Consider the following 25,682-nt stretch of genomic DNA (forward strand, 5'->3'; position numbering starts at 1 on the left):
TATCAAAACAACATTAATCTCATTAGTGCTATAGTTGATATAAAGCTAACGCTAGCATACAACAATGCTATATCAATTAAAAAAAAATTATTCAGAATGATTGATATTGCTGTTATAAGTACAACTACTTGCGTTGAGAAATTATTGAACGCTAAAACCTTATTGTACACATCATTTGACTTAGACACTATGCAACACAACATTACACTCATACAGGACAACAGTGTATAGATAGCAATGCAAATCATTTAAAGACTATGTAACTTCAGTAGATTTCTAAACGGATACTTCTTCATCGCCATCTTGATCATTTATTTCATCATCTATTTCACCATCCACTTCATAATCTTGGCTTTCTTGACTTGCATCAAGGTCTGTGTTATCAGAAAAATTTAATAAATTCGCTAGCTTACTTGTATTACTGCTGTAAACATTATTCATATTTCCTTTCATGTATTCCTTGCATCTACCTACCAAAAGGCTAAACAGCTCATGAGTATCCACCTGTTTTCCTGCTATTTCATGTAAGGAAACTATGGTATTTTTATGACCTTTAAACTTAGCTGCTTGAATTGGATTACTTGCCCCTGTATTTAAATCATGTGTTCTTTGACTTGCCAACAGAACCAATTTGAAACGGTTACTTACCCGTTCTATACACTTTTCTACAATAGACTCAGCCATAAGATACTACCTTAATAAGTTTTATACTATATCACAAAAAACAAGTTGTCAACTTTGTATCTATTGCGATTCAACTTCATGTTTTACTTTTTCTGCCTCAGATTTTATTTCTTGGCTTTCTGTCATCGTGATTGTTATCTCATGATCAAGTTTTTTTAGAAATCCTAACAATCGCTCTAAAGAAAAACCATCTATTTTACCATTTTTAATTTGTGATACCTTTGGCTGATCAATACCAAGTTTCTCAGCTGCAAAAGCCTGAGTCCAAGCATTTTTTTCTACAATTTTATTTATTATATAAAGCAACTTTGTTTTTATTCCTGCACTGTCTAAGTTATTTAACGATATTATTTCCATAATTCTTACACTCACATATCAATTAACTTTATTAAATATTATAACATAATATTTAATATACCAAGATATTAATATCATGTAACTTGTCAATAATTATATGATATCAATATTTAAAACTTTAAGTTGATTATATATTAATATTTTTATCAAATTTCTAGTAATTTTAAATTACCATTTTACCATCAGTCTATCTGAAAAAACCATTTATAGAAAGAACAAGCTAAGATTACAAAGCTTGAAATACAAAAATAATTATTTTATAAATTTATCTTACATAAGAAGTTTATATCTCTATATCTTAATATAAATATTTATTTAAATTTTTAAAATTTCTATTTTAACGAGAATTCTATATATTATATTTATAATATAATTTAAATATTTGTTGCTTTTTAGCTGGAACATTATTTAGTTAGTAAGTAAAATTGTGTTGAATATGACAAAAATAAAAAAAGATATTGCTGTTATTATGGGAAGTGAGTCAGATTACACTACTATGGTCCATACCGTCGATATGTTAAAAGCATTAGAAGTTTCACATGACATATTCATAATATCTGCACATAGAACACCAGAAAGGCTCTTCAATTTTGCTAAATCTGCACAAGAAGAAGGTTTTAAGGTTATTATAGCTGGTGCAGGAGGTGCAGCTCATTTACCTGGTATGGTTGCGTCACTAACTTGTTTACCAGTTATCGGCGTTCCTGTGCATAGTAAACAATTAAATGGGCTGGACAGTCTACTCTCTATAGTTCAAATGCCAAAGGGTGTTCCAGTTGCAACCATGTCTATAGGAGAAAATGGAGCATATAATGCTGCCATTACTGCCGTATCTATATTGTCAATTTCCAACAGTGAAATTGCAGGTAGGTTAAAAAAGTGGAGAGAGAAACAGACCAAAGAAGTAAAAGAAAAACCAGTTTCATAATAAATCTATGGCAATAATTCTTTTAGACACAAAAACCATAAACCGTATAGCAGCGGGGGAGGTGATAGAAAGGCCAGCAAGTGTAGTAAAGGAATTAGTGGAAAATGCAATAGATGCTGGAAGTTTAGAAATAGAGATCAAAATAGAAAGTGGTGGGCGTAACCTTATTATTGTGACAGATGATGGTAACGGAGTAGAAAAAAACGATTTAGAACTTGCGTTTATGCGCCATGCTACTTCAAAATTGAGCGACAATGAGTTGATAGAAATCAAGCATCTTGGCTTTAGAGGAGAAGCTCTGCCTTCAATAGCAGCAGTAAGTAGGATAAAATTATCGTCTAAGGCAAGAGAAGCAAATGAAGCATGGTCTATAAGTTATGAGGGTGGAGAGAAAATAGGGGAGCAAACTCCTTACTCTTTATCACAAGGTACACATATTGAAGTACGAGATTTATTTTTTGCCACTCCAAATAGACTAAAATTTCTAAAAACTGAAAGAGCAGAAACTCAAAGCATTGTTGATATTGTAAATAACCTAGCAATGATTAACTATCATATAGGGTTTACTTTCAATTCAGGTAATAAAAAGCTCTTAAAATACGCTAAGCAGACTTCGTTATTTCATAGATTGTGTGAAGTAGAAGAAGAATTTCAGGGCAGTTCTCTGGAGATTAATGAAGAAGAAGACGGCATTAAACTTACGGGACACATCTGTAAACCGACCGTCAATCGTGGTAAGTCAACTCAGATCTATACGTTTGTTAATGGAAGGCCAATCAAAGATAATCTACTTATTGGCGCAGTTAGGTATGCATATCATGATTTTATTCCAAGCGATAGGTATCCTTTCGCAGCGTTACATTTAGAGATACCTTATGATCAAGTAGATGTAAATGTGCATCCAAATAAGTCAGAAGTAAGGTTTCAGAATAAGAAGCTCATATATGAGATAGTGACAAGAGGATTAATTAAAGCATTGTCAAGAAGGATAGGCACCTTTCTAGCGCATGACAAGAAAATGGATTCAACATTGCCAGATCCTTTTGATAAACCTAATGTTCAAAATGAAAGAAGGCCAAGTCCTTTTGAAAATCAACTAATAAAAGAATTTGCTTCTCCAAATGAAAGAGTAAAAAGCTTATCAGAACAGTCAAAATCGTTTGATTATACCGGCATACAGAAATTACCATCACAAGCGGAGACTATGGTTCTAGAAAAAAAGGTATTAGAGCAAGTTGATTTGATAGAGAGCCACCCGCTCGGGTTTGCACGCTGTCAGGTCTATAATACTTATATTATTGCAGAGGTAAGGGACAAATTGATTATAGTCGATCAGCATGCAGCCCACGAGAGATTAGTATATGAATGCCTAAAACAAAAATCAAGTATAAAAAGACAAAAACTACTTCTTCCTGAAACGGTTGAAATCAAAAATCAAGCCGGAATGGAGATGATTGAAATCTATAAAGATAAGTTATTTGAAATGGGTTTTGATATTGAAATCAAATCAGAGAATAAAGTGATAGTAAAAGAAATCCCTGCAATTTTGGGAGCAATAGATGTGAAAGAGATGCTAATTAACATAATTGATAGATTAACGGAAATAGAAGATACATTGCCAGTAGAAGATAAAGTGAACAAAATATTGGCCACTATCGCTTGTCATGGATCAATTAGAGCGGGTAGAAAAATGAGGTTAGATGAAATGAATGAGCTGCTGAGACAAATGGAAAAAACCCCATATTCCGGGCAATGCAACCACGGAAGACCAACTTATATAGAAATGAAACTCAGTGATATTGAAAAACTTTTTGAGCGTAGGTAATGAGGTTGCCATAAATATGTAACCTCGTCATCCAAGTAGCTCATAGAAACGGATTAAACGAAAAAACTTCCTTGACAAACTCCGTCAGCCCCCTTATCATGAAAGTGAAGCTATTTATTTATCTTCTCTGTACAGATTAAATGACAAAAAAACTCAACGTATCTGGCGTCTCATGTTTAATTTTTTGTACTATGTGCACTCTATGTCTTTATCAAATTTCTAGGTTTTTACCTATACAAGCTGAAATACGCTTATAAAGCATTTAAAACATCAAAAAACGCCAACTTAAAAAATGGATAGTGAATAATTAGCTACCCTAGGGTTTCTTTTGCCTTTTTTCTGTTTAGTAAATTTCTTAAACATTTATGACTAAAGGTTAGTTGCATTAAAAAGCAGCTAAATCGCGGTTATTAAGCGTTTAGAATAAAAAAACGCCATACTTGAAAGTATAATGTAAGTAATTAGCCAACCACGGGGCTTCTTTTGCCTTTTTTTTATTTGGTAAATTTCTTAATATTTATAGCTAAACGACAATCGTCATCCCGCTACGTGTTAGCGGGATCTATGCTTTGAGATACCGCGAATGAATCGCGGTATGACGGTTCGTGGCGGCGTGACGATAAGCTCGTCATCCCGCTGCTTGTTAGCGGGATCTATGTTAAGGTATGACGGTTAAGTAAGGGATCTATGCTTTGAGATACCGCGAATGAATCGCGGTATGACGGTGTAATGATGGTTAAGTAATTCGTCATCCCGCTGCTTGTTAGCGGGATCTATGTTAAGGTATAGTAGGGGATCTATGTTAAGAGATACCGCGAATGAATCGCGGTATGACGGTGTAGATGATGGTTAAGTAATTCGTCATCCCGCTGCTTGTTAGCGGCTAAGAGATACTGCGAATGAATCGCGGTATGACGTATAGAAACTAAAAAAGTTCTTTTTTAAAAAACTTAAGTTATACTTATAAGTATTTGATACTTTTTATAGTGATTATGTCGAGTTTAAGCTGCCTTTATGGTGATAATGCAGAATTTGTGGAAGAAATGTATAGCCGTTATTTGCAGGGTGATAAATCAATCGGGGAGGATTGGTATAGAATTTTTTCAAGCAATTTAGAAGTTAATAAAGCGGAGACCTGCGGTGCACAACATGTAACTAAGGTGGATGATTCAGTTTCTAGTTTAGCAAATTTTTTCAGATCTTACGGTCATTTTTTTGCGGATCTTAATCCGTTATCACCCAATGTGAATAAGGAAGTAGATTATCAGAAATATTCGAATCTATATCCGGCAAGTGACGCTGGAATCTATAGAGATATTTACTGCAAGAACATCGGTTTTGAATTTATGCATATCTCCTCTTATGAGGAGAGGATGTGGCTGCAGGAAAAGATCGAAAATCAAAACTATACGCTGAGTTCACAAGATAAAAAGGAAATACTGAGGCACTTAATTGAATCTGAGATGTTCGAGCAATTTCTCCATATGAAATTTCCTGGATATAAACGTTTTTCTATCGAAGGTGGGGAATCAGCTATCGTTGCAATTGAGAGAATCATTAGTGATTCTGCAGCTTTTAGTATTGAAGAAATAGTTCTTGGCATGGCTCACCGCGGACGACTCAATATTCTAACCAAAGTTATGGGCAAAGAATATGCGGCAATGCTATCTGAATTTCAAGGCAATCTTGCATATCCAGGTGGTCTTGAGGTGTCCGGTGATGTTAAATATCACCTTGGTTACTCTTCTGATCAAACACTTGCCAGTGGTAAGAAAATACATTTAAGTTTATGCCCTAATCCATCTCACCTTGAAGCGGTAAATCCGGTTTTGGCTGGAAGAATAAGAGCAAAACAGAATATAAGATCTGTGCTTGGCATATCAATTCATGGTGATGCGGCTTTCATCGGCCAAGGAGTGGTTGCTGAAACTCTAACCTTAAGCAATATTGAAGGTTATAAGGTAGATGGCATTGTGCACATTGTTATTAATAACCAAGTTGGTTTTACTGCTAATCCGTGTTGTGCGCGATCCTCTTTTTACTGTACTGATGTAGCAAAATCAATAGAAGCTCCAGTGTTTCACGTTAATGGAGATAACCCAGAAGCTGTGAGTTTTGCTACAAGTCTGGCGATGGAATATAGGCAGAAATTTAAAAAGGACGTAGTGATTGACATAATATGTTACCGCAAATATGGCCATAATGAAGGTGATGAACCGAATTTCACTCAGCCACTCATGTATAAGGTAATATCAAAGCATAAAACTCCAGGAACACTGTATGAAGAGAAGTTGATCGCAGAGAAAGTATTAAGTGGTGATGAGGTAAATAAATTGCGCAGTGAGTTTAGGGCAAAATTAGATAAAAGTCTTGCTGAATCAGCGGCTTATACTCCAAAAAAAGCTGACTGGTTCGGTGGAGTGTGGTCAAAATTAAGAAGAGCAAAGTTGAACGATTTGAGCGAATACTACACGGATTCTGATGTTCCGCCAGATGAGTTGAAAAAATTAGGTGTACATATAAATAGCAACATCCCAAGTAGCTTTAATATTAACAATAAGGTTAGAAAAATACTTGATGGCAGAATAGACAGCATAAATTCCGGTAGTAATATAGACTGGGCAACTGCCGAAAGTCTTGCGTTTGCATCACTGCTCACAGAAGGAATAGGAGTGCGTTTATCAGGACAAGACTCTGGTCGTGGAACTTTCTCGCACCGTCATTCAAGGCTTGTTGATCAGGTAACAGAAGAAGCGTTTATTCCGCTAAACAATATAAATGAAAAGCAAGCTCACTTTGAGGTCATAGATAGCGCTTTATCAGAGTATGCTGTAATGGGCTTTGAATATGGATATAGTCTTGATTCCCCGTATTCACTGGTGCTCTGGGAAGGGCAATTTGGTGATTTTGCAAATGGTGCACAAATTATGATCGACCAGTTTATCGCATCTGCAGAAACAAAGTGGTTGCGATCAAGCGGTCTAGTTTTATTGCTGCCTCATGGTTATGAAGGACAGGGACCTGAGCATAGCTCCGCACGTATAGAGAGATTTTTGCAACTCTGCGCAGAGGATAATATGCAGGTAGTTAATTGTTCCACTCCGGCGAATTACTTCCATGTCTTACGCAGACAAATGCATAGAGACTTTCGCAAGCCTTTAGTAGTGTTTACACCTAAATCACTACTGCGTCATAAAAGAGCAGTTTCTAACCTATCCGATTTTGAAGGAAAATTCCTCACGGTGATTCCAGAATGTAGAAAAGGTTTAGTTTCAAGTGATAAAGTACGAAAAGTTGTAATATGCAGCGGTAAAGTTTATTACGATATAATTGAAATGCTTGAAACACAAAAAATAAACGATATAGCAGTGATACGTTTAGAACAATTCTATCCGTTTCCTGCAGATAAACTAAGTAATGAACTTGAAAAGTACAAAAACGCTGAAATTATATGGTGTCAAGAAGAACCAAAAAATATGGGAGGATGGTTTTTTGTCAACCCATTGATAGAAGAAGTGTTGTCCAATCTCGATATTCAAGCAAAAAGACCTAAGTGTATCGCGAGACCTGCTGCTGCATCTCCTGCATGTGGTTATGCTAGTGTCCATGCTCAGCAACAAGAGGAGATTTTAAGACAGATCGCTTAGTATTTACAGTTATTGAAGCAGAAGTGGTGCTATAAAAGTAGCTGACACTTGAATCCGGTTGCATCACGCGCTGCAGCCAGGCGCAATAGAAAACGCATTACACCAATAAAGCCCTTTTGGTACTCAAGCAAATATAAAAGATTTTTATTCTATTAAAAAAAAATAATTTTTATTAAAATTTTCATTTATTTTTATTTAAAAAGTAAACATTATTAATATTTACTTTAACTAATATAGGATATATATGAATACAAAAATATTTGAGATGTTAATAAGGAGAACTGGTCTACGCAGAGATAGCAAAGCTGAGATCATACAGTTAAATAGAAATGAAAAAGCTTTCGTAGATGAGGATAAAAAATCTATCGAATTAGCTGAGGCCATTTTTGAAGAGAATAATATGTTTCATTTCCGCAAACCAGGTCCTGCTATGGATTACATTTTGCACAAATTAATAAATGATAGGAAGCTTTTCGAGGAAATGAAAGATAGAGGTACAAGTATAATACGTCTTTTTTCTTTGTTATCAATGTATCATGGTCGTCTCAATTGCTGTGTTATAAGAAAAGGAGGGTGTATTACTGAGTGTGGCATACTTGATTACGCTGGCACCTATCCAGAACTAGTGCCTTTAGAGGACTTTATACTTATTGAGCCTTGCTCGTACCTCGAGTACACTGTGCTTGATAATGATAACATCAGAAATAGGTTAGCTAGAGACTTGACTGAAGACAAAACAAAATTAGATATCTTTTTGAATGGAATTTTAGCAACAAAGAATTCGGATTTAGTATTATCTTGTATTAACAAGATAGAGGTTCTTAATGAGGAAGATAGATATTTTGTTAATCGCTTACAGAAAAACAACATGCTAGACTACATCTTAAACAAAGATGATACAACACTTGCAAAATCAACTCTAAAGGAATTGTTGAAGCTTTCTATTTTGCAGGAAGGAGAAAGCACTAAGCTAGAATCTCCCCAAGCTTCAAGTGTAAATGTTAGCAAAGCTCAGCAACATTGTAGTATATAGCTGGTGATAAAGTTTAAAATAATTGCATATACTAAGGCTCATTTAAATATAGAGCCTCAGTGGTGCTTAACTTTTTTAATTGATGGTGACTAGTAGCCCTACTATGATGTAGATCTATGCTCGCTTACAGCTAAAATTTCACCTCTATTAGTGGAATGTTATTCCAGCTATTGCTTCCATAGTCATCAATAGAAGCGTTTAAGTAATCTGTATCAAAGTGCACGGGCACATCAAATTCGAAGCTCGCAGTGATTATTGCATCTTTTACTGGCGGTTTCATGAATGTTATTTCTCCCGTTGAATAATTTACTGAATATTCACTCTCTTCTTTACCATTTAAATAAATCTTTACTGTCCCATGTACTGGCTTTTTGATCATACGTATATGCTTATCTTCCCCACTTACATAAGTTTTGATTAGCTGAAAAGTCGTTTTTTTGTTATCTCCTATACCAATCTCTTGGTTGATGGCTATAAAATCCGACCAATCCTTAAAACGAAACCCTATTGCTTTACCTTTTCGTGCATGAAAAAATGTTATTAGTTCTAGTAGCTGCTCGTTTGATCTGACCCCGTAAGCTATGTTGTATCTAGTGCGTGCATGAGACCAATTGATGTTGCGCTGTTCACAACCGTTATGAGTTGTTACAACGTCAGTGGAAAATTCCGGTCCTCCAGCGGAACCATAAGATATATTTTCTGGAAATCTAATTTCTGTGAATGACATATACCCTCCTGTAGAAATAAAGTTGAGTTGATGTAGATAAAGTAGGAAAAATCTTAAACTTTTGAAATTGCTTTATTAATAAGATCGTGCATTTTTAATCCCACCTTCTCTAAGAAAGTGTGGGCATTATCTTCTTGACCTTTTCCTAACTCGCTTTTCAGTTCGTTAATGTCTTTATGACTCTGCGTTAATTGATATACACAAACACATGCAGCGACTAAAGCAGTTCCAGCAAGACATGCAAAAGGAATTGCTTGAGTAATGATAGCAGCTATAGCAGATGCTGTGAATGCTATAGCTGTTATTACAGTAGCTATTACATAAATAGCCTCTTTCCTGTAACTATTGATTAATTTTTTTTGTATTTCTTTTTGTTGTGTTTTTTGTTCTTGCTGATGAGAGGAAGGGATTTTTTTATCTGTGTAAATTTGTAAAACCGGCGCACTAGTGTTGGTATTAATTATTTCTTGTTGTACTTTTTGCTCTGATTGATTAGAAGTAGGAATTTCTCTATCCGTATAAACAGTCGCACTAGCGCTGGCATTAATTCCTTCTTGTCGTGTTTTTTGCTCTAGTTGATGAGAAAAAGGGATTTCTTTATCCGTATAAACAGTCGCACTAGCACTGATATTAATTATTTCTTGTTGTACTTCTTTCTCTGATTGATCAGAAGTAGGAACTCTTTTACCTGTGCCAAGAATTGCTTCACTAGAAACTTGTTGATCTTCTTTTATATCTTCAGAAATTCCACTAAGGAGTGGTACAAAATGTTGTATGTAATTCACTACTCCTACAGTTTTTTTACTATTATCTATCTTTAATTGATCAAGATTCACACCTTGTATAAAAACTTCTAGATCATCATCATGTGCTGTAATTTTAGTTACTGTAACTTTTTGACTATCTTCCTCTATTGAATAAATATCAAGCTCCACTTCATACTTATCACATATCATTCTCCCTTCAATCCCTGGGCGACCCCATATAGGTAGGCTAGCTTCTGTAGCCATACTTCTAATATCTTTTAAATATCTATCAAAAGATGCAATATTGTCTGGTATAATATTGTTCTGGTTATCTTTCATTACATTTCCATTTGAACCTATCATAGGTACAGCATATCCTTCAGCAATATTTTTTGTTATTTCATCAAAAACCCATCGTGAGTCCTTTTTGTTTTCAGCATAATCTGCACAATCTTTTCTTAATGATTTTGCGGTAAAACGATGACCAGGTTTTAACTCATTCAACCCTTGAGCCACGGAGTCAAAAAAGCAATCCCCTGTCTTTAGAGCAGCCCCTATCTTTAGTTTTTTAGAATAAGCACTCTTTAAATTATGCAATAAATTACTTGATTTTTTCTTTTCTTTGATTTGTCGAAAAAGAGCAATTGGTTCTCTTGTATAATTAGGTTCTTTCATATTGTAACTCCAGAATGGTAATTATATATTGAGTTTAACACTTTTTAATGGATTAGTCAATCTTTGCAGGCTGAGGTTATGCTTGACTATAGGCATCACCTGCTTTTCTTGAGCTACTGTGTCACTTCTACGTGCCGTTACTTATCACACCCACAGTTACTATACTCAGGTTCATTTGAGTTGTCAAGCAAAAAAAATAAAATTTTATGGCAAATTGAAACTAGCCTTGCTTGTGACTTAATTCATCTACTTTTTTGCGTAGTATATTTAAATCAGTTGCTCCTACAAACAGACTATCCCCAATTATTAAAAAAGGTGTACCACCTACTCCCAAATCTCTTACTAGAAGCCTACTGTTGTTTATCATTTGCTCAATTTTGTCCGCGTTATCTTTTATGGAATCATTAAAATCGTCCTCATCAATCCCTATGCTTTTCACTATATCCAATATGCTTTCGTCTGAAAATCCTCCTTTGTGACTTAAAGCAGAATAGTGAAAATCGAAATATTTTTCTTTATCAATAAAGTAAACAGCTAAAGCGCTTTTTGCTGCCCTTAAAGAGTCATTACCAAGTATTGGAGCATCCCTAAAGATATACTTAATTTTACCGTCGTTAATTAACTGCTTTATATCATTCTTCATAGCTTTGCAATATCCACAAGAATAGTCAAAGAAGCCTACAGCTATAACACTACTATTTTCATTTCCTGAGTAAGGATAAGCGGAGTCGAATATTTCATTTTTGTACTGTAAAATTTTACCTTTAGTCGCGTTATCTCGAGCAGCGTAACTACTTTTAATCGACTCCTCTTTGAGAGTTTTTACGATCTTATCAAAATTTCTACTGATATAATCATCTAATCTCGTACTTATTTGGTCATCGGTTAGGGTTTGACCGCGGTGTGAAAGCCAATTGTTTATTACTGGTAAACTTGCTACTGCCAGTATAAGAATCAATAAAAACGATATTCTAGACATATACTTATTAAAGAACCTACAATATAAAACTTTTAGTACACATTTATCTATATATTAAAAGAAGCATCTAATGTTAATATATAAAAACATTTATATCAAGTGTATTTTATAGTCAGTTTTGCCTCGAATACAAACTTTACGTACAATGATTAGGTATATTGTCACAAAGTTCATCAGAAGACTTGATAATGTAGGTGACCAAACTACCCCCAGAATAGCCAATTATGAGATGCTCTATCTTTTACCGCCGCGCTGTAAACATGGCGGTAAAACAAAGTTGATAATTTTATTCCGCTGTGTATAATTTCAACAAACTCCGCGGAATAAACATATGAGTGAACCAATAATTGGCAGAGAAAAAGAAATAGCTATTCTACAAGACAAACTTCTTTCTCAATCAGCCGAATTTATTGCTGTTTATGGTCGGCGTCGTGTAAATGTTGTATTATCTGCATTTTATCAGCATAATATAGAAGTAATGTAATGCAGATATTATGCCGATGCCAAATTATACGATTACTTCTAAAATTGCTAATTGCCTTATGAGGATTGAAGCAGCAAAAGAAAAAGTGTTACATTTGCCACTCACTGTATCGATGCTCTCGTCCCTTCGTGAAACTGCACGGCTTTATACCACACACTATTCTACTATGATTGAAGGAAATCGACTTGAGCCTAAACAGATTGAAGAGGTTTTAAGTGGTAAAAGCCACTTTCCAAAATATAGGAGAGATGAAAATGAGGTTAAAGGATATTATGCAGCTTTAACCCAAGTTGAACAATGGGCAGCGAGAACGATCCCTATTACTGAGAAAGCCATTCAAACGCTTCATGCCCTAGTAATGGCGAGTGGAAAATCTAAAGTGAAGCCAACCTCTTATCGTGATGGTCAAAACGTTATTCGTGATAGCCGTACACGTGCAATAATTTATATGCCCCCTGAAGCAAAGGATGTACCAAAGCTCATGAGCAGTATGATTGATTGGATTCGTGACAGTGAGCAAGTGCCTTGCCCAATTATTGCAGGTATTGCTCATTATCAATTTGTAACAATTCACCCTTACTATGACGGTAATGGTCGTACTGCAAGATTGTTGACTACATTAATTTTACACCTTGGTGGATATGACCTAAAAGGGCTTTATTCATTGGAAGAATATTATGCTAAGAATCTAGGAGCTTATTATGAGGCAATCAGTGTAGGTCCATCGCACAATTATTATATGGGACGAGCTGAAGCAGATATCACTAAGTGGGTGGAGTATTTCGTAGAAGGTATGGCAAATTCATTTGAGAACGTTTTACAACGTATAAATGAAGAAGAATACCACACTGATCAGACTGATCTTATACGTAAACTTGATCCTAAACAACGCAAAGCTCTTGAGCTCTTCCAGGGGTTTTCCGCTATTACAGCTAGTCAGGTTGGCGAACTATTTAATTTTAAGCCTCGTACTAGTGCGCAACTTTGTAAAAAGTGGGTGGAAATGGGGTTTATCAAGATTGTAGATTTTTCCAATAGAGGAAGGAAATACAAACTTAGTAAGCAATATGAAGATTTGATCTCAAATTAACTGAAAGCTCGCTAGACAGTGCATAGGTCAAATTTCAATAAAGTGCTTGAAAACTAGATATAAACTTAAAATTTTAAAAACTGGAATATGTACAACAACTTACGCGACTTCATCAAAGCCTTAGAAGAAAAAAAAGATCTGATTAGGATTAAGGAGGAAGTTTCAACAGTTCTTGAAATGACAGAAATTCATCGCAGAGTTTTGTCAAGCAAAGGGCCAGCGATCATTTTTGAAAATGTTATCACAGAAAATGGCAAAAATTCGATTCCAGTTTTGGTGAATTTATTTGGTACTATTAAGAGGATTGCATTGGGGTTGAACATAAATCCTGATGAACTAAGAGATCTTGGTAAACTTTTAGCATTTTTGCAATCACCTGAGCCGCCAAAAAACTTTAAGGATGCTATAAAAATGTTTCCTTTGTTGAAAGTCGTGTTATCGATGCGAAGTAAAGTCGTGAGCAAGGCTCCATGTCAAGAGGTAGTGCTAACCGGAGATGAAGTGGACCTAAGTCTACTGCCCATTCAAACATGCTGGCCAAATGAACCTGCACCACTTATCACCTGGCCGATTGTGGTAACAAAAGGACCCACGAAAGAAAAGCAAGATAATTTTAATCTTGGAATATATCGTATGCAGGTTATAGATAAAAAAACAACACTAATGCGTTGGCTTGCACAAAGAGGTGGCGCAACTCACCACAAACGATGGAAAGAGAAGGAACAAAATATGAAATTTCCTGCTGCTGCTGTGATCGGTAGTGATCCTGCAACGATTATTGCTGCAGTAACTCCAGTGCCAGAAACATTGTCAGAATACCAATTTGCTGGACTGCTGCGAAAGAAGCCGCTTGAGCTGGTAAATTGTAGGACTATTCCACTTCAAGTACCAGCTCACGCGGAAATCGTTCTGGAAGGCTATGTGAGTTTGGATAGATATCAAGACGAAGGGCCATACGGAGATCACACCGGCTACTATAATTCTGTTGAGCAATTTCCTGAATTTAATATTACTGCAATTACTATGCGTAAAAACCCGATATATCTTAGCACTTTCACTGGCAAGCCACCTGATGAACCATCGATTCTTGGTGAAGCACTCAATGAAATTTTTGTGCCCATTCTTATCAATCAATTTCCAGAGATAGTGGACTTTTATCTGCCACCGGAAGGTTGCTCATATAGAATAGCGGTAGTGTCGATAAAAAAATCCTATCCAGGGCAGGCAAAAAGAATTGTTATGGGCATACTTTCCTTTCTAAAGCAATTTTTATACACGAAGTTTATTATCGTTGTTGATGATGATATAAATATACGTGATTGGAAGGAAGTGATGTGGGCAATGTCAACGAGGATGGACCCTGTGCGTGATACAATCATGATAGAAAATGCACCTATTGATTATTTAGACTTTGCTTCCCCTGAAAGTGGACTTGGAGGTAAAATGGGATTTGATGCGACAAATAAAATCCCGCCTGAAACCAAACGAGAGTGGGGAAAGAAAATTGAGATGAGTGAGGAAATAGTAAGAAAAGTCACGGAAAAGTGGGAGGAATATATGGACTAGACTTCTTGCATAAAAGCAGAAAAAAGTTTGGCGTTTTTTATAATGCCGTAATTAGCATTAACTGATAATTGTGATTTAAGTTCGTCACAGTGCCCTTTTTTTGTCATCCTATAGCTATACCGCCGCGGTATCTCTTAGCCGCTAACAAGTAGTGGGATGACGAGCTTATCGTCATCCTGCCGCGAACCGTCATACCGCGATTCATTCGCGGTATCTCAGCCGCTAACAAGCAGCGGGATACTTAGGGATGACGGTTGTTGTTTAGCTGTAGATATTAAGAAATTTACCAAATGAAAAAAAAGGCAAAAGAAGCCCTGGGGTTATTATCCGCTTTAAAATATTGGCGTTTTTTATGTTTTAAACGCTTGACAAGCGAGATTCAGCCGCTTTTAATTGCAACTAACTTACGCTGCAAATGTTTAAGAAATTTACTAAGCAGAAAAAAAGACAAAGAATCCCCGAGTTAGCTAGTCTTTTACTATCTCTGTCGAGTATTGGCATTTTTTGATGTCTTGTAACGCTTTATAAGCGCGTTCAGCTTATTTAGATAAAAATCTAGATGTAGATGAAGTTTTGTAAAGACATACAGTATCTATATACTGCAAAAAATTGAACATAAGACGCCGATACATTAAGTAATCCTTACCTTTTAATCTGCAGATTGGCGAAAGCAAATACAATAGCTTCAGTTTCATGATAAGAGGGCTGGCGAAGGGTGTCAAGCAATTTTCGTTTCTGCGAGTACCTGAGTTTATTGACTTCATTAGAGCCAAAACTCTTGAGACCTAGGTGATAATTCTATCTAAAAGGATGCCAAAAAAGAGAAGCAACCCTACGTAGGAATTATTTTTAAATATGGACATGCATTGACTGGGATCGTCAGGATTGAAATTTTTGTATTGGCGGTGAAATATGAACCCTACGGCAAGTAGAGCAATATAAAAAATGTTATTTAATGATGATAAAATACCAGCATATAGCCACGTCATAAGAGATATTAAATAAAATCTTTTCAACCAAGATTTTGTTGTATCACCAAAATATAATGCGGTAGATTTCATCCCGAGTTTTTCATCATCTTTTTTATCTTGATGGGCGTATATGGTGTCATAGCTAAGTGTCCAAAAGACGCATCCTATATAAAACAGCAAGGATTCTATACTGATCTGGTTTGTTATTGCTGCTGAGCCCATGAGCGATCCCATATTGAAGGTAAACCCTAAGAACAATTGTGGCCACCAAACATACCGCTTTAATAAAGGGTAAGTAGCTATCATACACATTGAGATTATTCCAAGTATAAGTGTAGTTTTATTAGTTAATAATAAGATTACCAGGTCAATAGACAGTAGCAGTGAAAGTAAAGCTAAAGCCTGCTTTATGTTTAATGCACCACTTGCAAGTGGCCTATATTTTGTTCGTTCAACGTGCGCATCTATTTTTCTATCGAAGATATCATTGATTATGCACCCTGCGGGTCTCATTAAAAATGCACCTATAGTAAACAAAACAAGGAGAAAAAGAACCTGATACGATAGAGAAGTTGAGGCTAAAAGAATACCGCTCAAACTGGGAAATAGCACAAGCCACAAACCCGTTAAACTGTGCAACCTCATTAATGAAAAGTAACGATTGAAATGCATTAATTAAGTGTGATTATGTAATATTTTGCTTACATTAACAAAATTATCGAACGCTAAGTCAGGCTTGAAAACTAGTTCAGGTATAAATCGCAAATCAACATAACACAGTATAGATTTACGTATTGACCATGCAGATTGGTTCATTTCATTAACAACGGTGTTAAGATCACAATTATTCTCAGAAGGATCTCCAGTGCGTCTTTTTTCTGGATCTAAGTAGTCAGCTACTTGAATATTCAATGAAGATAACACAATATATACATCTGCTTTTTTCAAATCTTTACTTAATTTTACGTCAGATACCGCTACATTTTTATTGAACACCTTACCTTCCATTAGAATTCTTGATATTGCTCTATGCAATACCGATGCTATCTTTAGGTTTCTAATTTCCTTTTTCATATCCAGCTACTATAACACCCTTTCTTCTTGCACTAATTGATAAGCTTCCAAAATATCTCCAACTTTAATATCGATATTACCCTCTAGTGATACTCCGCATTCAAAGTTTACACCTACTTCTTTAACATCATCTTTAAATCTACGTATTGCTTTTAACTTTCCTTCATGCACCAATTTGCCACCACGCACTACCTTAATTAAAGAATCTTTTTTTATGACTCCATCACTTACATAACATCCAATGATATTACCAGCTTTAGATACATTAAATATTTGCCTTACAGATGCAGAACCAACACGAACCTCTCGTGTAACAGGCTTTAACATTTTAGTTAAATACATTCTCATGTCGTCAATGAGCTCGTATATTATGTTATAAGTATGTATTTCTATACCTTTTTGTTTTGCCAAGTCCCTTATTTTTGAGTCCACTTTTACATTAAAAGCTAAAATTACTGCACTTGATGCTTCTGCAAGCAGCACATCTGAATCTGTTATCCCTCCTACTGCTTTGTGTAGGATATTTAATTTCACTTGGTCTTTACCGAGTTTATCAATTGAACTTGATATTGCTTCAATAGAACCAGTTACATCGCACTTTAAAACTACAGATAGTTCTTCTGTTTCGCTGTTATTACGACTGAATATATCTAAATTATTGTCGCCCAAATCTTCTTTCTTTTTCTTGATTAACTCTAGCCTGTATTCAACAATTTCACGCGCCTGCTTTTCAGAATTTACAACAACAAATTTATCTCCAGCATTTGGTACACCATTTAGACCAGTAATTTCAATTGGAGCGGAGGGTAGTGCTGCTTTTTCTCTTTGACCAAGGTGATTAACCATACTACGTACTTTACTGTATGTTGTACCAACTACCAATATATCACCAACCTTTAACGTTCCTTCCTCAACTATCAATGTAGCTGATATTCCTTTCGCTTTATCTATTTTGGATTCTATTACCCATCCAAGTGCTCGACAATCTTCTATTGCTTCTAGCTTCATTAATTCAGCGATTAACAAAATCGTCTCTTCTAGTTTATCTAAATTAGTTTTCTTTTTTGCTGATACTGGCACAATCATAACATCACCACCAAGCTCTTCAGGAATGAGATCATATTGAGGTAAGCTACTCATTACTTTCTCCACATCACCAGGCTCAGATTTATCAATTTTATTAATAGCAACTATAATAGAAACATTTGCTGCTTTTGCATGATTTATTGCTTCAACTGTTTGTTTCATGATTCCATCGTCAGCTGCAACTACTATTACAACTATATTAGTAATATTGGCACCACATGCACGCATCGCAGTGAACGCTTCATGTCCTGGTGTATCAATGAAAGTAATTTTTTGCTTATCTTTTGTTATTATTTGATAAGCACCTATGTGTTGAGTTATGCCACCTGACTCTCTTTCTGCAACATTAGATTCACGAAATGCATCGAGCAATGAGGTTTTACCATGATCGACGTGTCCCATAAAAGTGACGATTGGTGGTTTAGGTTTTTTAGGCAGGCTTTCTCTGCCTTCTATAAAAAATAAATCTTTTTCTCTGTTGGTATCGCTCACTCGTTTAGCCGTATGATTAAATTTTTCCACTATTTCACATGCTATATCTGGATCCACCAGATCATCTACTCTATAACTCTCACCGACTTCTTCTTTGAACATTTTTAGCACACTCTTGCTATCTTCTGCCATGCGAATAGATAACTCCCTGATAGTTATTTTGTCTGGTATAATAACTTCTCTTGATATATTTTTACCCTTAGTAAACTTTGACTTTCTACCTCTTATACCAAACCTTTGCTTAAATACAGGGGGTTGTTCAGTTTTTTCATCTATTGCCTGTGCAATTACCAGTTTAGAATGCTTAGAATATATATCTTTGTTGACTTTAAAAGACTTTTTATCGTTGTCCTCATGGTCAATACTATCTTCTTTTGGTTCAACTAAGTGGGTATTACTTAAAACTTGCTTATTTATTTCCTTAGATAAAGCGTCCGCTTCATTTTTCTCGTCAATCTCTTTATTGCTGTCTTCTTTTGCTGTTTTCTCTTTTTCTTCTCTCTGATTTCTTTCTTTCAGCAAAGCAGCATTCTGCACAGCATTAATGCGGAAAATTTGTTCTTTCTCTGTTAAAGAACCTAATTTACTCTCGTCAAATAAATTATGTTCTTCTGCATCATGAGATTTTTTTCTTCTTTTTTTTACTACTGTAGCTCCAGTACTTGGGCTAGCTGAAGAGTTTAAATTGAGGTCTAATTTAAGCTTGCTTAAACCTTGGAGCGTTAATTTTTTATCACTGATATCTTCATTATTCATATTATTTTATTATATTAATCCAAGCTTTTTACGTGCTTCTATGATTATTGAATCTACTGTATCTTTTAGATCTTCTTTGCTATCGGATGAGGAAGAGAGTATGCTGCAAAACTCATAACTTGATAAATCTGCTATGTCCTCTAAAGTCTTAATATCATGCTTACTAAGAGCAATTTTATTGTCTATTGATAAAGTTAAATTGATTACATCATCCTCCATACCTAAACTTTTTAGCTCTTCTATTTTTCTATCATTTTCTGCTTTCAGGTACTTATTTGCTCTATTGTGAAGTTCGTTTGCAATATCTTCATTAAAGCCCTCTATTGAAGCAAGCTCTTTAATTGAAGCGCTAGATATGTCTTCTACACTTGAAAAACCTTCTGTTACCAATAGCTGACCCATAATCTCTTCTAAGTTTAAAGCTTCAGCAAATAAAGCTGAACATTGACTAAGTTCTTTACTTCGCCTTTCTGATTCTTGCTGAGTGCTTAATATCTCAATTTTCCATCCAACAAGCTCTGAAGCTAATCTTACATTCTGGCCCTTTTTTCCTATCGCTAAACTCAATTGATCTTCAGCAACTATTAACTCTATGCAATTTTCATTTTCATCAATAATAACCTTCGATACTTCTGCAGGAGTAATGGCTTTAATAACAAATTGACCCAAATCTGAGGAGTAATTTATAACGTCAATTTTTTCACCATTTAATTCGTGTATAATAGTTTTTATTCTATCTCCCTTAACTCCAACACAAGCACCTACTGGATCAATGTTCTTGTCGGGAGAGAAAACGGCAACCTTAGACCTTGAACCAGCATCTCTAGCTATACCTTTAATTGTCACTAATCCGTCAGCAATTTCTGGTATTTCTTGATTTAATAATGCCTCCAAAAAGCCTTCATGAGTCCTAGAAAGAATAATTTGACGTCCATCATCAGAGCGCTTAACAGTCTGTATGTAAGCTTTAACCTTATCACCTTCACGAAATGATTCACCACCAGTTAAATTTCGCAATGGAAGATATGCCCTAGTGCCATTTATGTCTATAATAAGATCTGAATATTCTACTTGTTTAACAATACCATACCTTATTTCTCCCACCTTATCTTTAAATTCCTCATATTGCTTTTTTGACTCTTCATCTTTAATTATTTGAGCAATCTTTTGCTGGGCAATTCTTGCTGAAGCAAGATCAGTGTTAAGAGAGAGTAATTCACTAACAGTATCTCCAACTTTTGCATCTCCTTTTATTAATTTAGCTTGTGTAAGCGTAATTGATTCACACTCGGTATTCTCTTTTTCATTTGATTCATCATCAATAACTTTTAGTTTTCTATATGAAGTAACTTTGCCTGTGTTTCTATCTATATCAACTACAATTTTACTTTTGCTACCATATTTTTGATGAGCCACTGCTTCTATAGCACTTTCTAGTGCCTTTATTACAACATCAAAATCTAAACCTTTTTGAAGTGAAAGCTCTCCTGCTGTTTTTATTACATCAAGGCTTCCAACTATGTTATTCTTGTTACTTTTCTGCTTAACACTGCTTTTACGATTAGCAATCATAATAAATAAATCCAATGTAATTAGTTATAATTATAGCTCCAACGGGCAAAGAACACTATCTTAAATGTTAAATGATTGCTAATTTAAGTCAAGTTTTTTCATGTTTTTGTATAACAAGCAACGCAGGAGTAAAGAATAAAGTTAAAACCGTTGCAGCCAATATTCCACTTGCTATGGTTGTTGAAATGTCAACCCACCACTGGCTTGATGGAGCATCATATGTGATTTGTAGCGTAAAAAAATTGATATTTAACCTGGTAATCATCGGTATTAAACCAAGAACTGTGGTTGCAACGGTAAGCAATATTGGCCTAACGCGAGAAATTGCAGCGTTTATTACACATCGCTTGATGTCATTTTTGTGTACCTTAATTTGGTGATGAAAGGCATCAAGCAATAGTATGTTATTATTTACTATAATTCCTGCCAAAGCAATTATCCCCACTCCACACATAACAACTACGAAAACTTGTTGGATAAGAAAGAAAACAAAAAACACACATGTTGTGGATAAAAACACTGCTGTCATTACGATAAATGTATGGTATACATTATTAAACTGTGTCACTAATACCAATATCATTAGTGTAATCGCTAATATAAAAGCCTTTAACAAAAATGCTCCTGATTTTTGTTGATCTTCTTTGTCGCCTTTAAAATCAATTTTTACTCCCTTGTCCCAATCCTGGGCAATAGAATTCTGAATGAACTTTACTCTTTCATCAACAAGATAGCTAGTATCAACGTCAGCAGAGATTGTCACTGTGCGTAATCCATCAATCCTGTTTAGTTTGTTTACCTTTTTTTCGGGAGCATATTTTACTATATTGCTCATAGGATACGGGCCATTAACTGTATTGATAAAAAGATTGTCTATAGTCTTCATGTTGCGATCCTTTCCAGGGAAACGGAGTACAATATCGATTTCTTCATCCGTGTTATTTGGTCTATATTTTCCAATCAACACTCCATTTGTAACCATCTTTATAAAATCGCCAATGGTTGCAACACTTACTTCAGAGCTTGTAGCCTTATTCTTATCAACACTCATATTCCACTCTATTTCAGGTGCTGATCTGCTATCTTGAATATTTATAAACCCGGATGAAGGTTGGTTCATAATTTCTAGAATTTTCTCTGCTGCTAAATTCAAACTGGATGCACTCCCGCTGAGGTTGATTTGTATTGGCTTGTCAGCCGACGGTCCTGGCTTTTCCTCTTGAACATTAATTATTATTCCTTTCATGTCTTGCACACTGCTCCTTATATCATTTAGTATGTGCTTAGCTTTGCGCCTGAAGCGCCAATCCATAAGTTCTAGTTGTATTCTGGCGATAACGTTGTCTGAAAATGCTCCTGATCTAGCATAAGAAACATGAATTTTTTTTTCAATGCTCAAAATGCGTTCTTCCACTTCTTTGAGTATCAGATCTCGTGCTTTGGCTGATAAGCTTTCTTTTGCTTTAACACTGATTAAAATATTATCTGAATCCACTTTCGGAAAAAACTTTACTCCAGGACCAAAAGTAAAGTACAGCACACTAAATGAAAACAAAACGAATACAGTAGCACATACGAATTTTTTAGGATGATCCAAAACCTTCTCTAGCATTCGTACGTAAGCTCTTATTATAGGCCCAGCATTTTTTATTTCACCACTTTCGATAGCATTCATTTTTTCAATTTCTTCCTTTGAAGTTACTGATGGCTTTCCAAAGATTGCACCAAGTGTTGGTATAAAAACCAGAGCCATAATGAGCGATCCGGTTAAAGTTAAAATTATTGTAATTGGTATATACTGCATGAATTTTCCCACAGTATCAGGCCAGAGTAGTAAAGGAAAAAACACTGCCAATTTAGTTAACGTTGATGATAAGACCGGATAAAACATATCACGAACTGAAGTGTGAAAGGCTTCTACTTTGCCCATTCCGCAGATCATCTTTCTATCGGCATATTCGCTGATCACAATTGCATCATCAACCAGCATGCCAACAGCCATAATTAAACTGAAGAGCACAACGATATTTAAGGTTATACCCATAAAGTAAAGAGCTATTATCCCAATGAGAAAGGAACCGGGTATCGAGAGTGCCACAAGAATAGCAATCCTTGTTCCCATAGAAAGCATCATTATGATCAATATTAACAACACAGCAAATATTATGCCGTTTTCCAAGTCATCAAGCACATCGCGGACGTTTTTTGACTGGTCGTTTAAGTACACCACTTTTAAATTTTCAGGTAATTGATCTTTTGCCTTATCCATTAAGTATTTTACTTGATTTACTGTGTCTATTATGTTTTTTCCGTTACGTTTTGAAATTTCTAGCACGACACTAGGTAATCCATTAATGCGAGCAAACCCTTGGTGATCTTCAAACCTAGGGTATACTTTTGCTATATCTTTTATTCTCAAAACTGCATCGCCTTGAGATCTAATAGGAATATTCATAATATCTTCTATATCTTTTAGTAATCCTGATATTTTAATCGAATATTTACCGGTGTCATTTTCCAGTGATCCAGCTCCCACTAGTCTATTATTGCTTGATATAGCTTGGAATATTTCGTTTGATTGAATGTTATATTTTGTTAGAACTGTGGGCTCAATTATAACTTCCACTGTTTCTTTACGCATACCCGCCACTTCAACTTTGAGAACATTTGGCAGAGATTCTATTTCTTTCTTTAGCTTGCGTGCTATTTCAGTTAAGGCTCTTTCTGGCAAATTACCAATTAAGCCGACATTGAGTATCGGAAATAAGCTCAAGTTTATTTCATTGATTATCGGAGATTCCGCTTCAACAGGTAACTTCGATTTTATGTTTGAAAGCTTTGAACGAACATTATCGAGCACTTCTTTATTATCATACTCTGTTCCAAATTCGAGTATCATGTGAGCACCATCATTAGTTGCAAAAGCTCTCAATTCTCTTACACCTTCGATGGATCTTAGTTCATTTTCTATAGGAAGCACTAATAGCTTTTCACTATCTTGAGCAGAAATTCCAGGAAGTCCAACAAACACGCTGATTATAGGAATCTGTATATCAGGATTGCTTTCCCTTGGCATTTTTACATAAACGTATGAACCGAAGATAAAAATTACTATAAGTAATAATACCACCGCCCTGTTTCGCTCTATGAGTAAGCTCTGCATGTTGAATGTTAGCTGAATATGTGTGTTTGTACAATATTATAGTCGAGATACATTGCATATTAATTAATCCTTGTGTAGCTTTAAAACTTTATGCAAATAATTAAAATTTTCGCAAAATTGCAAGTATAAGAAAATTCCTGTATAATAATTCTAGAACAGTATTTGAGAGGTTATTATGGTGGCAATTCTAAATATAACAAAAGGCAAAAATAAAGTTATTGTGTCTGGATTAGCTGGAGCTTTATCAGCTTTAATATTTTTAACAGCAATCCACATTGCCGCAAAGATAGCCATTATCGTTTCTGCTGCTGCAGTTACTTACTTATTACTTTCGCTGATTCATAAAATAAGAACTAAAAAAGAACAGCCTGAAATTACTGGTGTTTCAGGAGAGAAAGTTTCAGAAGATGAAGGGTATAGCAGTGTTGATGAAGGTGAAGAAAAAGATACCGCAAAAGAACCAGAAAAAACTGAAACTGAGTTAGAAGAAGAAATAATAAGGAAAAGAGCACAAGAACGCATGGAGAAAGGATCACTTGGTGGTCCTATAAATGCGTTTGGCGAACCAATTCATGTGACTATAGATGCTGAAAATAGTAATCCTGTTGATTATACAAAAACTATGGTAGTGCCTGAGGAAATTATTCTTAGCATGCTAAATGATAAAACTCTTACACAAAATAACTCTAGCTCTATAAAGAATCAGATGAAACCTCTTCCTGAGCACATGGATGTGCCTGGTAATCCACTTCCTGGGCAAGTGTTAAGCAATCTAGAGCTTGAATCTAAAAGCACGCAGAAACTATCTGCTTTAGACTTGCTATTACAGTGCAAAAATGTAGATAATGATGTAAAAAAAATGCTAAAACAGCCAATTACCCAAAAGGGGTTTAACGGATTAGGATTTGATAGATAGTTGTTATATTAACCTCTCCATCTCATATTGAGGATCAGATGCAATGCCGTAGACCCTATTTGGCGGAGCAATTTTGTTCTCTATACCAAAAACCATACCTTCAATTATTGCTGTGAGTACTTTTTCAAGGTCACAATCTGCTCCGGGAACGCGGTGCTCTAGGCGGCATCTTTTGAAATCGTTGCCAAAATAGGGAATTCTTATCGCAGCAGTTCTGTTATTTACTCCCCAACTAATCGTAGTTGGAGTGTGAATATCCGGATACTGAAATCTTAAATATGAATCATCATTTGGAGCAAAAAACAACATATGTTTTTTCATCATTGCACATAATCCACCAATACTATGAATCAGATAGTCACTGTACTTTTGCTCATTGATATAAAATAAGTTACCGTTATTTGAATTCACGAGATTAACATGCACATTTAATGCACTGCCTGCTCTATCCAAATAAGGCTTTGCTTTAAAAGAAACATTCCCACCTAGTTTTTGTGCTGTTTCAGTAAGTGATTGTTTTGCTAACTCAAAATGCTTAATTAAATTGTAGGAGTTCGTATAACAACCACTTTTTATCTCATACTGATGTGTAGAATTCTCCTTCTCGCAAGAAAATTCAAGAGATGCTATTTTATTTTTGATGCTATTCAGAAATAAGTATTCTTTTTCTATTCCTTCAATGTAAAACTCTAGTTCAATACCTAATACAGCATAACAACTCAAATTACTTAATATAATCATAAATTTGCTTCAGTAAATCTATATTAGGTTAGCTATATTTATATGAATACTTTACTTATTTGCCAGTAAATTTAACATCTTATTTATACATAATGTATTACTGTTTTTGCATGCTTCTAATCCTCGATACAAGCGACATTTACAAATTTTTCATTTTTTTGAAATAAAAA

The 25,682-nt window shown here is 35.1% G+C and carries 20 protein-coding genes; 8 read left to right on the plus strand and 12 right to left on the minus strand.

Going from position 1 to position 25,682, the window contains the following annotated elements; translation table 11 throughout:
• Positions 1-2 precede the first annotated feature (2 nt).
• From WHA_RS06675 to WHA_RS05865, 3 genes are read right to left on the minus strand one after another with little or no spacing between them, the layout of a single operon-like run.
• Entirely contained in the window at positions 3-248 is a 246-nt protein-coding gene (locus tag WHA_RS06675) for a monovalent cation/H+ antiporter complex subunit F (protein ID WP_015589498.1), read from the minus strand.
• A 28-nt stretch (positions 249-276) separates the two neighbouring features.
• Positions 277-684, minus strand: coding sequence for a DNA-directed RNA polymerase subunit omega (gene rpoZ / locus WHA_RS05860; protein ID WP_007548528.1), 408 nt, complete (start codon positions 682-684; stop codon positions 277-279).
• A gap of 60 nt (positions 685-744) precedes the next feature.
• Positions 745-1,041, minus strand: coding sequence for a helix-turn-helix domain-containing protein (locus tag WHA_RS05865; protein ID WP_012673420.1), 297 nt, complete (start codon positions 1,039-1,041; stop codon positions 745-747).
• Between the two features lie 436 nt (positions 1,042-1,477).
• On the opposite strand from WHA_RS05865, the gene purE reads away from it, so the two are divergent.
• From purE to WHA_RS05885, 4 genes are all read left to right on the plus strand, one after another.
• Entirely contained in the window at positions 1,478-1,969 is a 492-nt protein-coding gene (gene purE / locus WHA_RS05870; RefSeq protein ID WP_015589499.1) for a 5-(carboxyamino)imidazole ribonucleotide mutase, read from the plus strand.
• Between the two features lie 7 nt (positions 1,970-1,976).
• Positions 1,977-3,794: a DNA mismatch repair endonuclease MutL gene (gene mutL, locus WHA_RS05875; RefSeq protein ID WP_015589500.1), complete on the plus strand. Its 1,818-nt coding sequence runs from the start codon at positions 1,977-1,979 to the stop codon at positions 3,792-3,794.
• 992 nt (positions 3,795-4,786) lie between these two features.
• Positions 4,787-7,441, plus strand: coding sequence for a 2-oxoglutarate dehydrogenase E1 component (locus WHA_RS05880; protein ID WP_015589501.1), 2,655 nt, complete (start codon positions 4,787-4,789; stop codon positions 7,439-7,441).
• A gap of 244 nt (positions 7,442-7,685) precedes the next feature.
• Entirely contained in the window at positions 7,686-8,474 is a 789-nt protein-coding gene (locus tag WHA_RS05885; protein ID WP_015589502.1) for a GTPase Era family protein, read from the plus strand.
• 130 nt (positions 8,475-8,604) lie between these two features.
• Here the strand turns inward: WHA_RS05885 and WHA_RS05890 are convergent, their stop codons facing one another.
• From WHA_RS05890 to WHA_RS05900, 3 genes are all read right to left on the minus strand, one after another.
• On the minus strand, positions 8,605-9,201 hold the full coding sequence (locus tag WHA_RS05890; protein ID WP_015589503.1) for a TIGR02217 family protein: 597 nt from the start codon (positions 9,199-9,201) through the stop codon (positions 8,605-8,607).
• 53 nt (positions 9,202-9,254) lie between these two features.
• Entirely contained in the window at positions 9,255-10,622 is a 1,368-nt protein-coding gene (locus WHA_RS05895; protein ID WP_015589504.1) for an OTU domain-containing protein, read from the minus strand.
• A gap of 220 nt (positions 10,623-10,842) precedes the next feature.
• Positions 10,843-11,601 (minus strand): DsbA family protein, encoded by a 759-nt coding sequence (locus tag WHA_RS05900; RefSeq protein WP_015589505.1) that lies wholly within the window; start codon positions 11,599-11,601, stop codon positions 10,843-10,845.
• 331 nt (positions 11,602-11,932) lie between these two features.
• Here WHA_RS05900 and WHA_RS06960 point away from each other — a divergent pair, with 331 nt between their 5' ends.
• The 3 genes from WHA_RS06960 to WHA_RS05910 all read left to right on the plus strand — a co-directional run bounded on the left by WHA_RS06960 (position 11,933) and on the right by WHA_RS05910 (position 14,741).
• A complete protein-coding gene (locus WHA_RS06960; protein WP_007548541.1) occupies positions 11,933-12,085 on the plus strand; it encodes a hypothetical protein in 153 nt (50 codons plus the stop codon).
• Between the two features lie 16 nt (positions 12,086-12,101).
• The gene (locus WHA_RS05905) at positions 12,102-13,175 is read left to right on the plus strand and encodes a Fic family protein (RefSeq protein ID WP_227738575.1); all 1,074 of its coding nucleotides are present in this window, start codon (positions 12,102-12,104) and stop codon (positions 13,173-13,175) included.
• 87 nt (positions 13,176-13,262) lie between these two features.
• Entirely contained in the window at positions 13,263-14,741 is a 1,479-nt protein-coding gene (locus WHA_RS05910) for a UbiD family decarboxylase (protein ID WP_015589507.1), read from the plus strand.
• Between the two features lie 785 nt (positions 14,742-15,526).
• Here WHA_RS05910 and ubiA read toward each other — a convergent pair.
• The 5 genes from ubiA to WHA_RS05935 all read right to left on the minus strand — a co-directional run bounded on the left by ubiA (position 15,527) and on the right by WHA_RS05935 (position 23,855).
• The gene (ubiA, locus tag WHA_RS05915) at positions 15,527-16,384 is read right to left on the minus strand and encodes a 4-hydroxybenzoate octaprenyltransferase (RefSeq protein ID WP_015589508.1); all 858 of its coding nucleotides are present in this window, start codon (positions 16,382-16,384) and stop codon (positions 15,527-15,529) included.
• A 3-nt stretch (positions 16,385-16,387) separates the two neighbouring features.
• Entirely contained in the window at positions 16,388-16,786 is a 399-nt protein-coding gene (locus WHA_RS05920) for a ribosome-binding factor A (RefSeq protein WP_015589509.1), read from the minus strand.
• Positions 16,787-16,795: 9 nt separating this feature from the next.
• Positions 16,796-19,120, minus strand: coding sequence for a translation initiation factor IF-2 (infB, locus tag WHA_RS05925; RefSeq protein ID WP_015589510.1), 2,325 nt, complete (start codon positions 19,118-19,120; stop codon positions 16,796-16,798).
• Positions 19,121-19,129: 9 nt separating this feature from the next.
• The gene (gene nusA / locus WHA_RS05930; RefSeq protein WP_015589511.1) at positions 19,130-20,692 is read right to left on the minus strand and encodes a transcription termination factor NusA; all 1,563 of its coding nucleotides are present in this window, start codon (positions 20,690-20,692) and stop codon (positions 19,130-19,132) included.
• Between the two features lie 88 nt (positions 20,693-20,780).
• A complete protein-coding gene (locus WHA_RS05935; RefSeq protein ID WP_015589512.1) occupies positions 20,781-23,855 on the minus strand; it encodes an efflux RND transporter permease subunit in 3,075 nt (1,024 codons plus the stop codon).
• A 175-nt stretch (positions 23,856-24,030) separates the two neighbouring features.
• On the opposite strand from WHA_RS05935, the gene WHA_RS05940 reads away from it, so the two are divergent.
• On the plus strand, positions 24,031-24,771 hold the full coding sequence (locus WHA_RS05940; RefSeq protein WP_015589513.1) for a hypothetical protein: 741 nt from the start codon (positions 24,031-24,033) through the stop codon (positions 24,769-24,771).
• Between the two features lie 3 nt (positions 24,772-24,774).
• On the opposite strand, the gene WHA_RS05945 is transcribed toward WHA_RS05940, so the two are convergent.
• Positions 24,775-25,512, minus strand: coding sequence for a type I glutamate--ammonia ligase (locus WHA_RS05945; RefSeq protein ID WP_015589514.1), 738 nt, complete (start codon positions 25,510-25,512; stop codon positions 24,775-24,777).
• Positions 25,513-25,682: the final 170 nt, after the last annotated feature.

Source organism: Wolbachia endosymbiont of Drosophila simulans wHa (assembly GCF_000376605.1).
Lineage (GTDB): Bacteria > Pseudomonadota > Alphaproteobacteria > Rickettsiales > Anaplasmataceae > Wolbachia > Wolbachia pipientis.